Origin of the sequence: Rudaea cellulosilytica DSM 22992 (genome assembly GCF_000378125.1) — a bacterium.
GTDB lineage: Bacteria > Pseudomonadota > Gammaproteobacteria > Xanthomonadales > Rhodanobacteraceae > Rudaea > Rudaea cellulosilytica.
Map to the genome: position 1 here is coordinate 1,978,097 of NZ_KB899241.1, position 16,945 is coordinate 1,995,041.

Annotated in this window: 10 protein-coding genes; 5 read left to right on the forward strand and 5 right to left on the reverse strand. The window is 61.8% G+C overall.

The features are described 5' to 3' along the window. The first annotated feature begins 42 nt into the window (after positions 1-42). From F455_RS0108735 to F455_RS21965, 5 genes are all read left to right on the forward strand, one after another. Positions 43-2,109: a S9 family peptidase gene (locus tag F455_RS0108735; RefSeq protein WP_018972906.1), complete on the forward strand. Its 2,067-nt coding sequence runs from the start codon at positions 43-45 to the stop codon at positions 2,107-2,109. A gap of 263 nt (positions 2,110-2,372) precedes the next feature. Continuing rightward, positions 2,373-3,224, forward strand: a complete 852-nt coding sequence (gene fghA / locus F455_RS0108740) for an S-formylglutathione hydrolase (protein ID WP_018972907.1) — start codon at positions 2,373-2,375, stop codon at positions 3,222-3,224. Positions 3,225-3,320: 96 nt separating this feature from the next. Beyond that, positions 3,321-4,430 carry an S-(hydroxymethyl)glutathione dehydrogenase/class III alcohol dehydrogenase gene (locus F455_RS0108745; RefSeq protein ID WP_026293212.1) on the forward strand — a complete coding sequence of 370 codons (1,110 nt, stop codon included), beginning with the start codon at positions 3,321-3,323 and terminating at the stop codon, positions 4,428-4,430. A gap of 123 nt (positions 4,431-4,553) precedes the next feature. Then, a complete protein-coding gene (gfa, locus tag F455_RS0108750) occupies positions 4,554-5,129 on the forward strand; it encodes an S-(hydroxymethyl)glutathione synthase (protein ID WP_018972909.1) in 576 nt (191 codons plus the stop codon). Between the two features lie 581 nt (positions 5,130-5,710). Continuing rightward, complete coding sequence (locus F455_RS21965; RefSeq protein WP_169337308.1) at positions 5,711-8,512, forward strand: CshA/CshB family fibrillar adhesin-related protein; 2,802 nt, start codon at positions 5,711-5,713, stop codon at positions 8,510-8,512. Positions 8,513-8,990: 478 nt separating this feature from the next. On the opposite strand, the gene F455_RS0108765 is transcribed toward F455_RS21965, so the two are convergent. The 5 genes from F455_RS0108765 to F455_RS0108785 form a co-directional block, all read right to left on the reverse strand. Beyond that, complete coding sequence (locus F455_RS0108765; protein ID WP_018972910.1) at positions 8,991-10,997, reverse strand: sigma-54-dependent Fis family transcriptional regulator; 2,007 nt, start codon at positions 10,995-10,997, stop codon at positions 8,991-8,993. Positions 10,998-11,172: 175 nt separating this feature from the next. Then, complete coding sequence (locus F455_RS0108770; protein WP_211212291.1) at positions 11,173-11,700, reverse strand: c-type cytochrome; 528 nt, start codon at positions 11,698-11,700, stop codon at positions 11,173-11,175. Between the two features lie 107 nt (positions 11,701-11,807). After that, on the reverse strand, positions 11,808-13,442 hold the full coding sequence (locus F455_RS0108775) for a quinoprotein dehydrogenase-associated putative ABC transporter substrate-binding protein (RefSeq protein ID WP_018972912.1): 1,635 nt from the start codon (positions 13,440-13,442) through the stop codon (positions 11,808-11,810). A 123-nt stretch (positions 13,443-13,565) separates the two neighbouring features. After that, positions 13,566-15,458 (reverse strand): PQQ-dependent dehydrogenase, methanol/ethanol family, encoded by a 1,893-nt coding sequence (locus F455_RS0108780; protein ID WP_018972913.1) that lies wholly within the window; start codon positions 15,456-15,458, stop codon positions 13,566-13,568. 483 nt (positions 15,459-15,941) lie between these two features. Beyond that, complete coding sequence (locus F455_RS0108785; RefSeq protein ID WP_020684066.1) at positions 15,942-16,901, reverse strand: beta-propeller fold lactonase family protein; 960 nt, start codon at positions 16,899-16,901, stop codon at positions 15,942-15,944. Positions 16,902-16,945: the final 44 nt, after the last annotated feature.

Genomic DNA, 16,945 nt, shown 5'->3' on the forward strand with positions numbered 1-16,945 from the left:
CGTGTCGGTAGCATGGGCCTTTCGTTTTTTGCGAGGAAACCCATGAGAATCCTAATTGCCGGCGTTGCGCTGCTCGCCGCCGTGAATGCCGCTGCATCGGTGCCGCATCCGTTCGGCATCCACGATCTGGTCATGCTCGACCGCGTCAGCGACCCGCAGATCTCGCCCGACGGCAAGCGTGTCGCCTACCAGGTGCGCGAAACCGACTACGAGAACAACAAGGGCAAGAACGGCATCTGGGCGATCGAGCTCGGCAATCCGAAGGCGCAGGCATTGCGGCTGACCGACGTAGCGGCCAATGCCACCGCGCCGCGCTGGTCTGCCGACGGCAGCGCGATCTATTACCAGGACAAGGGCCAGATCTGGCGTCTGCCGGCCGGCGGCAAGGGCGCTGCGCTGCAGGCAACGAATCTCGCGCTCGATATCAATGCCTACAAATTTTCCGCGGACGGCAGGCAGGTGTTGTTGTCGCTCGACATCGATCCGCAGTGCGGCAAGGAGAACGATCCGATCGCTTGCACAAAGAAGCGTGACGACGACAAGGGAAAAAGCAAGGCCAGCGGGCGCGTTTACGACAAGCTCTTCGTTCGCCATTGGGATACATGGGCGGACGGACACCGCTCGCAGCTGTTCGTCGCGATGGTTGGCACGGACGGAAAAATCGGCGCGCCGAAACTTCTGACGCGAGATATCGATGGCGACGTGCCTTCGAAACCGTTCGGCGGAGACGACGAGTTCGCTTTTTCCGTCGACGGCAAGAGCGTGTATTTCAGTGTACGCATTGCCGGCAACAGCGAGCCGTGGTCGACCAACTTCGACATCTACTCGGCGCCTGCCGACGCCAGCGCCGCACCGAAGAACCTGACCGCGGCGAACCTCGCCTGGGACACCGCGCCCGTGCCGTCCGCCGACGGCAAGACGCTGTACTACCTGGCGATGAAGCGTCCTACTTTCGAAGCGGATCGCTTCGCGATCATGGCGATGGACCTGGCGAGCGGTGCGACGCGCGAGATCGATCCGCAATGGGATCGTTCGGCCGGCGGGCTCAAGCTCTCGGCCGACGGCAAGACACTGTTCGCGACTGCGGACGACAACGGCGAGCATCCGTTGTTCGCTGTCGACATCGCCTCGGGCAAAGCGACGAAACTCGCAGGTCAGGGTTCGGTGCACGACTACAGTGTGCGCAGCAACGAGATCGTGTTCGCGCGCACGACGTTGAAGACGCCGGCCGATCTGTTCCGCGTCGCGACGAGCGGTAGCAAGGTCACCGAACTGACCAACCAGAATTCGACGAAGATGGCGTTCGTCGATACGGGCGCGTTCGAGCCATTCACCTTCAAGGGTGCGAATGGCGACAGCGTGCAGGGTTACGTTGTTAAGCCGGTCGGCTTCGACAAGAGCAAGAAATATCCGGTCGCGTTCCTAATTCACGGTGGTCCGCAGGGCGCGTTCGGCAACGACTGGAGTTATCGCTGGAATCCGCAGACCTACGCGGGCCAGGGTTTCGCCGTGGTCATGGTCAACTTCCATGGCTCGACCGGCTACGGCCAGGCGTTCACCGATGCGATCTCGGGCGACTGGGGCGGCGGGCCGCTCGAGGATCTGCAGAAGGGCTGGGCGGCGGCGCTGGAAAAGTATACTTTTCTCGATGGCAGTCGCGCCTGTGCGCTCGGCGCGTCGTACGGCGGCTACATGGTTTACTGGATCGCCGGCAAATGGAATCAGCCTTGGAAGTGCCTGGTCGATCACGACGGCGTATTCGACAACCGCATGATGGGTTATTCGACCGAGGAACTTTGGTTCTCCGAATGGGAGAACAAGGGGACGCCGTGGGATGCGCCTGCGAACTACGAGAAGTTCAATCCGGTCAACTACGTCAAGGACTGGCGTGTGCCGATGCTCGTCATCCATAGCGAAAAGGATTTTCGCATTCCGCTCGGGCAGGGACTGGCCGCATTCACCGCGCTGCAGCGCCGCGGCATTCCGAGTGAACTGCTGACTTTCCCGGACGAGAACCACTGGGTACTCAAGCCGCAGAACAGCGTGCTCTGGCACGACACGGTGAATGCCTGGATCAAGAAGTGGACCGCGCCGAACGGCAGCAAGTGAGCTAGCGTTGTCTGTGGAGCATGGTCAAGGGTCCGATTCATCGGGCCCGACTTCTACAGACACAAGGCGTTGTAGAAAGCGCCCCCGCAATGGCTTCGAGCGTCGCTGATGTCCCGCTTCCGGGACAGTTTGCGTAGCGTCGCTCCAAGATTTCGCACATCTCTTCCCGTACCGCAAAGCCGCCCTAGAATCCTCGTCAATCCTTGGGGAATGGGTCGTGCCCGTCGTGGTTCGAACAAGCTCCCCAAGCAACGACAAGGACTATGCCCGTGGCGGCAATCGAAAAAATTTCCGAACAGAAGAGTTTTGGCGGGATGCAGGGTTTCTACCGGCACGATTCGGTCGCATGCAATGGGCCGATGCGCTTTACCGTGTATCAGCCGCCGCAGGTAAAGCATGGTCGCGTGCCGGCCTTGTTCTGGCTGTCGGGGCTCACCTGCACGGAAGAGAACTTCACGATCAAGGCCGGCGCGCAACGTGTGGCTTCGGAACTCGGGTTGATCGTGATCGCGCCCGATACGAGTCCGCGTAACACCGGCATCCCGGGTGAGGCGGACGACTGGCAGTTCGGGGCGGGAGCGGGCTACTACGTCGACGCCACGGTCGCGCCGTGGTCGAAATTCTTCAACATGTATACCTATTGCAGCCGCGAATTGCCCAGCTTGATCGCCGAGCATTTTCCGATCGATACGCAACGCGTCGGCATCTTCGGGCATTCGATGGGTGGCCATGGTGCGCTGACGATCGCGCTCAAGCACAGCGACAGGTTCCGCTCGGTGTCCGCATTCGCGCCGATCGTCGCGCCGATGCAGGTGCGTTGGGGCGAGAACGCGTTTCCGCGTCTGCTCGGACCCGATCGCGAAACCTGGAAACAGTACGACGCGACCGAGTTGGTCCAGCAGAAGAAGTTTCCCGGCACGATCCTGATCGATCAGGGCGACGCGGACAGTTTTCTCAACGAGAACCTGCGTCCGGAGATATTCGAGGCCGCATGCAGGAAAGTCGGGCAGCCGTTGTCGCTGCGCATGCAGCCGGGCTACGACCACAGCTATTACTTCATCAGCACCTTCATCGAGGATCACTTGCGTCATCACGCGGCGGTGCTGCGGACATGAGCGTTGCCTCGCCTGAGAATGCGAGGTTCAGATTGCGGTGATTCGAAACCACGCGTGGCGGCATCTTTTTATCAAAACTTGTTGCGAGGAATGGACATGAAAACCAAAGCGGCGGTCGCTTTCGAAGCGGGCAAACCTCTCGAAATCGTGGATGTCGATCTGCAGGGGCCGAAGGAGGGCGAAGTGCTCGTACGCATCGTTGCGACGGGCGTCTGCCACACCGATGCGTTCACGCTGTCGGGCGCGGATCCGGAAGGTCTTTTCCCGGTCATCCTCGGCCACGAAGGCGGCGGTATCGTCGAGGAAGTCGGTCCGGGCGTGACTAGCGTCAAGCCGGGTGATCACGTGATTCCGCTGTACACGCCCGAATGCGGCGAGTGCAAATTCTGCAAATCCGGCCGCACGAACCTGTGCCAGAAGATTCGCGTGACACAAGGCAAAGGCCTCATGCCGGACGGCACTTCGCGTTTCTCGTACAAGGGCAAGCAGGTGCTGCATTACATGGGCACGAGCACGTTTTCCGAATACACGGTGCTGCCGGAAATCTCGCTGGCCAAGATCAATCCGAAGGCGCCGCTCGACAAGGTATGCCTGCTCGGCTGCGGCATCACGACGGGCGTCGGTGCGGTACTCAACACAGCGAAGGTGTGGCCTGGCGCAACAGTGGCTGTGTTCGGCCTCGGCGGCATCGGCCTCGCCGTCGTCCAGGGCGCGGTGATGGCCAAGGCTTCGCGCATCATCGCGGTCGATCTGAATCCGTCGAAGTGGGAGATGGCCAAGGCGATGGGCGCCACCGACTTCGTCAATCCGAAAGACTACGACAAGCCGATCCAGCAGGTGCTGATCGATCTGACCGATGGCGGCGTCGACTTCTCATTCGAGTGCATCGGCAACGTCAACGTGATGCGTTCGGCGCTCGAGTGCTGTCACAAGGGCTGGGGTGAGTCGATCATCATCGGCGTCGCCGGCGCGGGCCAGGAGATCTCGACGCGTCCGTTCCAGCTCGTCACCGGCCGCGTCTGGCGTGGCTCGGCGTTTGGCGGCGTGAAGGGCCGCTCGCAGCTGCCGGGTTATGTCGATCGCTACCTCGCCGGCGAACTCAAGGTGGACGAATTCGTCACCGAAACCCTGCCGCTCGAGCAGATCAATCATGCCTTCGACCTGATGCACGAAGGCAAGGTGATTCGTTCGGTGATCAAGTACTGATTCTCGAAAGAAGGGTGGCCGTGGACGGCCGCTGTGCTTAGCTTCGCGATAACGGACGATCGCAACAACAGCGTGTGGTGCCGTCGATCACGGCAAGCATTTCAATCATCGGGAGGAACAGCCATGGCAGTTGCAATTCATCCATCGGTAGACAATGGTCTCAAGCCCGCTGCCGCGGGTTTCGCGGGCGGCACGCTGGTCTGCAAGTGCACCAGCAATGCGGTCAAAGTGCAGATCGATTCGCAGGTGCTGCACAATCACGCATGCGGCTGCACCAAGTGCTGGAAACCGGCCGGTGCGCTGTTCTCAGTCGTCGGCGTCGTGCCGAAGGACAAGGTGAAGGTGGTCGAGAATGGCAACAAGCTCAAGATCGTCGACGACAAGGCGACGATCCAGCGTCATGCCTGCACCGGTTGCGGCGTGCATCTGTTCGGCCGCATCGAGAACAACAAGCACGCGTTCTATGGGCTCGACTTCATCCACACCGAACTGTCGCCCCAGTCAGGCTGGGCACCCGCAGGTTTCGCGGCGTTCGTGTCCTCGATCATCGAGGGCGGCGCCGATCCGAACGGCATGGGCGCGGTGCGTGGTCGCCTGAAAGAGATTTTCGGCAACGACTACTACGACTGCCTGAACCCGCCGCTGATGGACGCGCTGGCGACGCAAGCGGCCAAGTTGAGCGGCGTGCTCAAGACCTAAGACGTTTCAATCGCGGAAAAAAACGTCGGCGCAATGCTCAGGTGTTCGCTTAAAGTGTTTGTTACGAAGCCCTCCCTCCAAGGAGGGCTTTTTTTATCTGCTAGCGCCCGATTCGACTACGAAAAGCACCACGACGCGAAGCAATCTCGCGAACAGGCGGAGGTTGACCGCTTTAGCTGCGCCTTCAACTGGGCGAGAGACTTTGATGTTTTCGAACGTTCGACGTTTGGTGAAATTTGGTGAGGTTTAGTGAGTGATTTTTGAGACATGCTTCTCTATATTCGCCGCCAATTCATCGATGGGGCAGCGACGAAAGATTGAACACGGGGCATTGATCAACCTCATCACCGAAACCCGGACAGTGCGTCGACAAAAGCACTAAGCCTCTCTGCGCGGCAGCTCCGGTTTCATTCGCAGCGTGCGGATCCAAGCCTCAGGATCCGCGTGCGCTAAAACCATACTTCTTCAGGGAATTTACGATGTTGAATCGATTTGCGCCTCTGCGGGCGCAACGTGTTGTCGCGTGGATGATTTGCGCTTTCGCGTGCAGCGCCTCTTCGTTTGCGTATGCCAATGTCGGCGTGCTCGCCACTCCGACAAGCGGCCAGTACGCGGATCACATCTATTGGATGGATTGGACCGGCTACAACATTCCCGCTGCCGGTGGCACCCAGCATTTCACCTTCAATCTCGCCGACGGGTCCCAACTCGATCTCGACCTGGTCCGTTCCGGGCCAAGTACGGCGGCGGTCGCGGCGACGACGGTGCCGACATTCGGTGGCGCCGCGATGGGCAATGCGGGCTATACCGGACTCAACACATCGAAGGTCGCGCTGTATTCGAGCAGCGCTATCTCGACCTCGATCACCTTCACCCTGAGCAACATCGTGCTCACCAACCCGTTGCACGCTGTCGTGCCCAATTTCGAAATCGTCATGGCCGATGCGGAAAGCATGGACACCGGTGACGGCGCGTCGGCAAATATCACTTTCACGACGACCGGTGGAAATTGGCAATCCATCGAGCGTGTGCCCGCGGCGGGTCGCACGAATGTCGCTCTGACTGGGGTGGACACTCAAACCGTGGTGCAGCCTGCAGGAGCATCGCCGGTTCCCGCTTGGATTCTGGCCACGGCCAATTCGGGCGCCGGCTTCTCCACTTCAGCGACGCTGAACTCTGCCCAGAAGCAGGGAATCATGCTGGGCATACGCGTGGCTTCGGTCAGCCTCGACAAGAATATCGTGGCACGCAATGATCCGTCGGACCAGTTCGTCTATCGGATCGTCAACTCCGCGGCGGCATCCGTCGGCGGCGGACCTTGCACGTTGGCTCAGCCGAACCAGATCGGTGATTGCACCACCACAGGTGCAAGCACGGGGTTGCAAGGGGCAATCGGCGCGGCGGTGACGAACGGCAACGTGGTGACCCTGCAGGAAGACATGGCGGCGGGCAGTGCTTCGACTCTGGCGTCGTACGTAAAGACGATTCAATGCAGCAACACGAATGCCGGCTCGCCCACGGTGCTTCCGGGCGGCGGAGCGGTGATTCCCTATGATCCGGCAAACCCGCCGACGATCAACGTGCAAACCCAGAAGGACGAAATCAGTTGCGTCATCCGTAATGATGTGGATGCGGACATGGCGGTAGCGGTCAATCTTCCGGCGAGCGCGGTCGCCGGAAGCGTGGTGACCGGCAACTTCACTTGCACGAACAACGGCCCCAGTTCGGCCGCCGCAGCGACGTGCGGTATCTCCGGTTTGCCCGCCGCGGCGGTGGTGACATGCATACCGACCGTTCCCACCGCGGCTCCCTTGGCGAGCGGAAGCGCCGTCGTCTGCAGCGTCAGTTATACCGCGCCGGTCTCCGGCTCGGTAAGCGGTGTGGCGACCACGGGTAGTTCCACCACCGATTCGAATGCGGTCAACAATACGGCGCCCTTCAGCACCGCAATCTCTCCGTCGGCGGATATGGTCGCCACGAGCAATACACTGCCGACGACGGTGACCGCGGGCCAAGTTGTGACCGGTCAGATTACTTGCACGAACGCCGGGCCCAGCACCGCGGTGAATGCCACTTGTGCGATTCCGGGATTGCCGGCGGGTGCAACGACCGCCTGCACGCCCGCCACTCCGGTGGCGAGTTTGGCCAATGGCGCAACGCTGGTTTGCAATGTGAGCTACACGGCGCCAGCAACGGGAACGGTGAATGCGACGTTGACCGCGGCGAGCAGCACCGCCGACCCCAATCCCGGCAACAATACGCTGCCTTACGCGGCAAATGTCACGCCGGAAGCGGACATGGCCGCGACGGTGAATTTGCCTGCGACCGCGGTCGCGGGAAGTACCGTCAGCGGCACCTTCACCTGCACGAACAACGGGCCCAGTGCGGCGACGGCGGCGACCTGTGCCATCAGCGGCCTGCCGTCGACCGCAACGGTGACTTGCACACCCAGCGTGCCTACCGCAGCCGCATTGCCCAGCGGAAGTTCAGTGGCCTGCAATGTCAGTTACACCGCGCCGGCGAGCGGCAGCGTATCGGGCACCGTCACTGCCGGCAGCGCCACGAACGATCCGAATGCGAGCAACAATACGGCCCCTTACAGTACGGCGGTGTCCGCATCCGCAGACATGGCATCCACCGTCAGTTTGCCGAGCACCGCGACCGCCGGGAGCCCGGTAACCGGTAGTTTCACCTGCACCAACAACGGCCCCAGCGCCGCAGTGGCCGCAACCTGCGACATCGCCGGATTGCCGCCTGCGTCGACGGTGACATGCACGCCGGCAGTGCCGACGGCCAACTCGTTGGCGAGCGGGTCTTCCATTGTTTGTGAGGTCGGCTTCACCGCACCCACGAGCGGCAGAGTGTCCGGCACGGTGACGGCTGGCAGCACCACTTCCGACCCGAACGCGGGCAACAACACGACGCCTTACAGCACGGCCGTATCCGTATCGGCGGACATGACCGCGACGGCGAATTTTCCCTCCAGCGGCGTTGTGGGAAGCACGGCAAGTGGAACCTTTACCTGTACGAACAACGGTCCCAGTGCAGCCACGGCGGCAACGTGCAGCATCGCCGGGTTGCCCGCCGCAGCGGTCGTTACCTGCACGCCTGCCGTGCCGACGGCAAGCGCGCTGGCTTCGGGAAGCGCGATCGTCTGTAGCGCGTCCTTCACGATCCCGGCGAGTGGAAGTGTGTCGGCAAGCGTGACGGCCGGCAGCAGCACCGCAGACCCAAACCCCGCCAACAACGCCGCAAGCTTCGCTACGAACGGCTCGACTGCCCCGGTGCCCGCTCCTGCGAACGCAGGCTGGGCGCTGGTGCTCCTGGCATTGTCAATCGCGGCCGCGGCCGTTTTCTCCCGCTTCGGCGCAATCCGTCGCTGAATCAAATGCCGCCGTTCCGGGAAGAGAAAGACATTCTCGAATGTTTACGGAACCGCCCGGCAATCTTGCCGGGCGGACGCCGCAGCGCGGCGTTGGTTCCATCCAGCGACAAAGGTCGAGCGAATTAGATCAAGCAGAAATGGAGCAATGGGAAACTCGTCTAGTCGAAGCGTTGAACCGGCACGGGGCGGCTTAGTTGATGTGTCCAACCACGTGAAGACAGTGGGGTTTGTATTTCCTGTCGCGCGAGGTGTGGCTCACCCTGGTCAATATCCGGTACGACCATTCGCTGATCGAACGCAATCCTCGCGCCGTAGAACAGCGCATTTTTGGAAATTCCTATAGCGGCCCGAAGTGCGGTACTTGGTGCTGGTGATAGCGAATCAACCCAGGTCCGCATGTACAGGGTTAAAAAAAGAGATGCGCGGACTCCATGTCTTTTTGACGTCGAGCAAAGTGGTCATCCGTGCGATATCGCTCAATGCGACAGCACGATGCCATGCTTGTGCATCTTGCGATAAAGCGTGTTGCGACTGATATTGAGCGCGTGCGCGGTGCGACTCACGTTCCAGCGCAGGCGTTCGAGTTCGCGCAGCAGGGCGGCGCGTTCTGCTTCGCGCAGCGCCGTCGAGGGTGAACCAGCGGCATCCTGGGCGTGCTGGGCATCAGCACCTGCGGCGATCTTGGCCGTCGGCGCGCCGAGGTCGCCGTCGAGGATCTCCTGTGGCAGGTTGGACAAGCGGATCATGTGATCGCGGCACAGCACCGAGGCCGTGCGCAACACGTTGCGCAACTGGCGCACGTTGCCGGGCCAGGGATAGTCGATAAGGCGCTGAAACGCGTCGCGGGCGATATCGATCGAGGCATCGGGCGACTCTTCGTGCAGCAAGGCGCGGATCAAGTCGGCTTTGTCGGTGCGATCGCGCAGCAGCGGCAGCGACAGCGAAATGCCGTTGAGACGATAGTAGAGGTCCTCACGAAATTCGCCATTGGCGACCATGGTGCGAATATCGCGGTGGCTCGCGCTGATTACATGCAGGTCGACCGGAATTGTCGTCTCGCTGCCGACCTGGGTGATCTCGCGTTCCTCGATCACGCGCAGCAGGCTGGTCTGCAGCGCCATTGGCATGTCGCAGATTTCGTCGAGGAACAGAGTGCCGCCGCTCGATTGCTGGATCCGGCCCACGCGGCCGTCTTTCGATGCGCCGGGGAACGCGCCGCGCCCGTAACCGAACAACTCGCTCTCGATCAGGCTCTCCGGAATTGCGCCGCAGTTGATCGAAACGAACGGCTTGTCGTGCCAGTGGCTTTCGCGATGCAAGGTGCGGGCGAACGCCTCCTTGCCACTGCCGGTCGCGCCTTGCAGCAGGATCGGCACCTGCTTGGCGAACAGTTGGTGGCCGCAGGCCAGGGCTTTGCGGATCGCATCGTCGTTGCCGACATATTTCTGATGCACATCCACGCGCGCATCGACCTGGATTTGCGCAAGCGATTCGGCAGCGCCCGTCGTCGCCGCGCGGAAAGGATTGTTGACGTGTTGGACCATAGGTGCGCGTACGATGGCGAAGAAACGACGGCCGAGCGCGACGTCGCGCACGGGCCAGATCGCGCCGGGTTCCCTGCGCGCGCGCTGCTCGAGCGTTGCGAAGTCGAATTGGAACAAATCGGATATCGGCTTGCCGACTAATTGCTTCCGGTTTGGGCAACCCAACTGCAACAGCGCGGATTCGTTGGTGGCAAGCACGAGGCCGGTCGCATCGACCGCGAGCAAAGCTTCGTGCAACAGGCCGACGAATTCAGGGCGGCTGTGGAAACGCAGGACGAACGCATCGCGAAATTCATGGAGGAAGTTCCAGCGCGAAATCAGGCTTGCCGACATGTTCACCAAGGCCATGGTATGGCGCTGAATGAGGCGGCTGTCGAGCGAGTTCACCGAGGAGGCATCAAGCACGGCAAGAAGTTCGCCGTGTGGATCGAGTATCGGCGCACCCGAACACGACAGCGCCATGTTGTAGCCGCGGAAGTGTTCCTCGCGATGTACGGTGACCGAGGCGCCTTCGGCGATGCATGTGCCGATGCCATTGGTGCCTTCGTGGCGCTCGTCCCAGAGGGCCCCCAGCCACAGGCCGGCCTGGCGGAATTCGCGTTGCAGGGTAGGGTCGGTGATGGTGTTGAGCAAGGTGCCTTGGGAATCGGCCAGCATTACCGCGAAGCCGGACCCGGAAATCTGTTCGTAGAGGCTTTCCATCTCCGCGCGCGCGACGCGCAGCAACTCGCCCATGCGCTGTTGCAGTTCCTTCACCGCGACCGGATCGCGCACCGCGATCTTGCGCGGGCCTTGCGGCTCGAGCTTGTACTCCTTGATGCAGCGGTGCCATGAGCGGGTGACATGCGGCTCGATGCCGGCTGGCTTCAAGCCGCTTTGCACCGTATGGATGATGCGCGAGGCATGACTGGAGGCGAGTACCGATTGCGACTGAGTCACGCGACTACCCTCGAGTGCTGGCCGATTTGGTGCCTCCCCGATGGCAAACCATCGGGGCCCCCTCGTGGCACTGCATTACTCGGCGGTTCTGGTTGCCGTTAGATTCCGCCTATCGCGTCGGCTGAGCAAACTGCACTGCAACATTTTGGTGCCGAATGTACCGGAAACGGAACACTTATTGTTGCTCGGGCGGCGTGCCGTATTTGTACGCGGGATCGGCGTTCGACGAATATTTCGAGCGCACGAAGGTAATGGCTTTCCACAGTTCGTCGGCATTTTTGATGATGCCGCCAAACGGAGGCATCGGGCCGACCACGTTCTCGCGGCCCTTGCGCATGTAGCCGGCCTTCTGCAGCTCGTCGCTGCCGAGCGTGACCAAGCGATAGACCGTGTCGTCGTCACCGCCGTAGACCCACACGTCGTTGGTTAGGGGTGGGCACATGCCGCCGCCGCCGCCGCCGCCGTGACAGCCATTGCAGCCGTAGCTCAGAAAGATATGTTCGCCTTCGGCGACGACTTTCGCATCGCTGTCCTTGTACGGATTCTTCAACTGGCCTTTCGGCGTTTTCGCCACGAGATCGGCAGGCTTGATCGCGGTCAGATCCACCGCCTTCGGCGCATCGGCAGCGATAGCCGTTTGCAGGGTATAGGCCGCGCCGCTGAGGGCCAGCAAGCAAGCCAAACCGCCAAGAAATTTTTTCACCACCACTTCAACTCCTCTGCTTTTTGCATCATGGGTGTTGCCCCGAAAACCGCGTCACGTCCCTCCGCCTTGCATGGCGTGCCACGGCAGGTATACGGGCTGGCGCGTCAGGAACCGCTCCGCTTGTCGCCGGCCTGCAACAGCTTGAGCACAGCTTCGCTGTTGTTGGACTGGGCGATCTTGAGTGCGGTGCGGCCGTCCTGGCTTGTCGCGGTCACGTCGGCGCCGGCGGCGAGCAGGCGCGCGGCGACTTTCGGCTGGTTTTTCGCGGCGACGATCATCAGTGCGGTGACGCCGCCGGCGTTCTTCGCGTTCACCTTGGCGCCGCGCTTGAGCAGCAGGTCGGCGATATCGAGCGAACCTGCGCTCGCGGCGAGCATCAGCGGCGTATAGCCGGCTTTGCCAACGCCGAGGTTGACGTTCGCGCCGCCATCGATCAACGCCGCGGTGGATTTGGCCTTGCCGTTTTGCGCGGCGATGGCGAGCGGGCTCAATCCCTCGTCATCGGCGAGGTCAATCTTGGCGCCATGCGCGATCAGCATGCGCACTTGTTCCGGGTCGTCGTTCCAAGCCGCATACATCAGCGGCGTCCAGTGACTGATGTCGGCCTGGTTCGGATCGGCCTTGCGCTCCGCCAGATAGGCAGCAACCGCATTGAAGCCGAAGCGCGTCGCGTTGGCCAACGGGGTATAGCCGTCGTTGAAGCGCGTGTTCGCATTGGCGCCGTGGTCGAGCAGCCAGGTCACGCGCGGCAGATCCGCGGCGACGATGGCATTGCCGAGTTCGTCGTTCGCATCCGCGCCGTTCTTCAACGCTTCCTTGACTGCAGTGAGGTGCGCGTCCTGTTCCGCCTTGACCGTTTCCGCCGTGGCGACTTCGGTCGGCGGCAGTGGTTTGTAATCGCCGTGCGAGGGCAGATCGCCATCGATCACGCAGTCGGCGCAGTGCACAAGCGGCACGCCGTAGTCGACGAGAATCTTACGGATTTCATCCTTGCGCGCGCGCATCGCGCGCTCGACCGCAGCCCTGATTTCGGGGCGGCCGCGGGCGGTGGCGAGGGTCATGCTGAATTCGAGCGGTACCGTGTCGTCGATCGTGTTCATCGGCTGCAGCACGATTGGCGCTTTCTTGATCGTCTTGTAATACCCGGCCATCGGGCCCCAGGCGGCGGCGATGTCGAGCTTGCCATCCACGACCTGTTTGACCTGATAGGAAGGTTGGTTCTGTTCGACCAGATCGCCGTTGTGGCTGATGTACTGCACCACGGTGTTCGTCATGATGCCGTGTTGCGAGAGCGCCTGGCGTGCCGCGGACATCTGGAACACGCCGATGCGCAGATTCTGCAGCCGAGGTTCGTTGAGCGACTGGAACTTGCCGAAGCCCTTGTCCTTGCGGTAGGCGAGCACGAAGGTCGAACGGTACAACGGTGCGGTGACGATGGCGCCTTCGGTGTCGGCGGCCATGTCCATCCACAGATCGCAGTTGCCCTCGGAGAGAGTCGTGCGCATCAGGCCGCGCTCGATCGATGGCCGCCAGTAATACGAAACGCCGGTGCCGAGTTCCTTGCCAAGCACCTGCGCGATCTTGTTCTGGAACCCTTCTCCCTTCTGGTTGGACAACGGCATGTTGCCCGGATCGGCGCAGACGGTCAGTGATTTCAGGCCGTCGTCGGCTGCACGCGCATGACTGGCGAACACCGAGGCGCCGGCAAGCACGAGGGCGAGGTGAAGGGAACGCTTCATCGTCTGTTCCTGTTTACTGCGATGCCGTTCATGCATCGTATCGCCGATGGATGAACCCTTGCTGTGTGTCCGGCGCGTTGCGCGCCGGACACATGTTTTCATCGTGACTGCAAACGGATTGTCTCAGCCTCCGCCAAGACGGAATGTGTACAGCGTGCCGCCTTGCGGGATGTGATTCAGGCCCGCTGCCTTGGTCATCGCCGTCGCACCGATCGCGCCGAACTTGTCGCTCAAATCAAGGCCCGCGGTGACCGGCAGGCCGATCCAGCCACCGATGCCCGACCACACGGTCACGTACTGCTTGCCCTTCACCGACCAGGTGATCGGGTTGCCGATGATGCCGGAGCCGAGCTTGCGCGACCACAGGATCTTGCCGGTCGCACGGTCGAGGGCGCGGAAGTCGCCGCCAAGGCTGCCGTAGAAGACCAAGCCGCCGCCGGTGGTCAGCGTACCGCCCCAGTTCGGATACTGGTCGGGCACTTCCCACTCTGTCTTGCCGGTGACGACGTTGAACTTCTTGATCTTGCCGGTCACACCGGGCTTTTCGGGATACATGTACACGTTGGCGAACACGTACACCGTGCCTTGCTGCGTGTGTGAACGCTCCTGCGGATTCAGTTCCATGCACCAGTTGTTCGTCGGCACGTAGAACACGGCGGGATCGCTCGGATCGACCGAAGCCGGCTGCTGGTCCTTGCCGCCCATCGCGGACGGACAGGCCTGCACGTTCTTTTGCGGATCGAGCGGCGAGTGCTCAGGCACCTTGACCGGACGACCGGTCTTGAGGTCGACCTTCTCGGCCCAGTTCGTGGTGACGTACTTGTGCGCGCGCAGCAGCGTGCCGTCGGTGCGGTCGAGCACGTAAGCGAAGCCGTTGCGGTCGAACTCGACGAGTGCCTTGTGCTTCTTGCCGTCGACGTCGAGGTTGTCGACGAGGATGACTTCGTTGATGCCGTCATAGTCCCACTGGTCGAACGGCGTCTTCTGATAGACCCATTCGACTTCACCCGTATCGACGTTGCGCGCGAAGATCGACATCGACCACTTGTTGTCCCACGAGCCGTCGTTGCAGGCGGCCTGCGTTTGCGGTTTCGCGCCGCAACGGAACGAAGGGCTCCACAGACCGGGGTTGCCGGTACCGTAGTAGACCAGATGCAGGTCGGGATCGTAGGCATACCAGCCCCAGGCCGCACCGCCGCCGCGCTGCCACTCGTCACCCGGATAGGTGTGGATGCCGAGATCCTTGCCCGCCGTGCCGTAGTGCGGGTTCTTCGCATTCGACTTCGCGGTCAGGCCGACGTCTTTGTCGCTGCCATTGCTGTAGAACTCCCACGCCTTCTTGCCGTCGGCGAGGTTGTAGGCGGTGAAGCGGCCGCGCGCGGCGAATTCGTCGCCGCCGAAACCGATCATGACCTTGTCGTTGGCGATGATTGGCGCCGGCGTGATCGTCTCGCCCTTGTCCGGATGGGCGTGCTTGACCACCCACGCCTCCTTGCCGGTCGTCGCATCGAGCGCGATCACGTAACCATCGAGCGTGCCGAACACGAGCTTGCCTTCGGCATAGGAGAGACCGCGGTTCACCGTGTCACAACAAGCGCGTGGCACGGCGGACTCGTCGCGTCCGGAGGTCTTGGTGTAGCTCCACACCTGCACCGGATGATCCGGATCGGACAGATCGAGCGCCTGAACGATGTTCGGCCAGCCGCTTTCGAGGAACATCATCGGCTTGCCGCCGACGTCGTTGATCACCAGAGGCTGACCCTCGTGGCCGCGTAGCGTGCCGCTCGACTGCGACCATGCGTACTGCAGGTCTTTCACGTTCGAGGCAGTGATCTCCTTGAGCGCACTGTAGCGGTGCTGGTCGAGGTTGCCGGCCGGTGCGCCCCACTGGTTGGGGTCCTTGAAGCGGGCGAACTGCTCGGCATCTGAACCCGCGCTCGCCGTACCGCTGAGCGCGACCAACGCCGTGATCGCCGCCACCATCTTGAGCTTTCGTTGCAACGTGAAATCTTTCATCGTGAATTTCCTCTTGGCAAAGGTTATGTCAGATTTGTTGCCGACCCACGCAGCCGCGACATGCGCGACATTGAATGTCGCGAACTGCGGTTGACGAACCTCCGTTCTCACTCGGATGAACCTCCCTCCTCCCGCTTGCTTTCTTGAAACTCGTGCGGCTATGCGCTGCATATGCGCGCGGATTCGACCGCGTGCGACCACGTTAGCCAGAGGCGATGCGAGATGCATCTCGATTGCACGGAAGTTGTGCGGCAATGATGTCGACGCGCGTAGCGAGAACGAATGTCCTCGCTAAAAAGTATCGATATATCAATTGATTACTGGCGCGTGACGCGCGACGCGATGCTGCGCCGCGGTAGAAAGTGTGTCCTCGGCGTGACACCTTCGCGGCGGCGGACTGCACCACGAATGAAGCGTATGCGTGTGCCTGCGCACGTTTGTGCGCTCAAGGTCGATGTCCTGCGCAATTCGCGCATTGCGCGATCAGGGAATCGCCACGCCCCAGGGCAATTCGCCGACCGGGATTTCCTTGTTGACCTTGCGCGTAGCGATATCGATCACGCTGACGCTGTTCGAGCGGCCATTGGCGACATAGAGTTTCTTGCCGTCACGCGTCAGCGCCATGTTCCATGGCCGCTTGCCGACTGGGATTTCCGCAACTGCGGAATTTTTCGCCACATCGATCAGCGTCACGCTGCCGGCACCGCCATTGGCGATGTAGATCGTCTTGCCGTCGGCGGATGCAATGGCGCCTGCCGAGCGCAACGCAGCGGGAATCGTGCGCACGACCTGGCGCTTGTCCGCATCAATGACGTCGACCGCGTTCGCCGTCTCGGCGGCGACGTAGGCGATATGCGTGCCGGGCAGGAACGCCATGCCGCGCGGATGCCCGCTCGATTTAACCGTGCCGAGCGTCACGCCAGTCTTCAGATCGACCACGTCGACGTCGTTCGAATTTTCGTTGCTTGCGAGCAGCAGCGCGCCGTCGGGACTGAAGACGCAGTGTTCCGGATTCTTGCCGGCGAGCGTGATGTGCTTGGCGACCTTCAGCGTCTTTACGTCGATCAGGGCGGCTGCGTTGTCGTCCTCGAGGCAGGCCGCGAGGAAATCGCCTGCCGCGGACATGCCGATACCTTCTGGACTGTCGCCGACGAGAACCTGTGCCTTGACCTTGTCCGTGGCGATATCGAGCACATCGACCTTGCCGCCCTTCGCGTCGACCACGAAAAGCGTCTTGCCGGTACGCTCGGCGACGATGCCGCGCACATTCTTGCCGAGCTTGCCTTCGCCACTCAGCGTGCGAACGACTTCGTCCTTGCCGGTATCGATCACCGATACCGTGCCGCTGGCCTGGTTTGAAACGTAGGCGAACGGTGCGGCCAGGGCCGGCGTGGAGAATGCGATCGTGATGGCGGCAATCAAGGCATGGCGGGAAAGGCGCATTTCGGATTCCGGCGTTGGGAGGCAGGCCATGAACGTTATCCGGG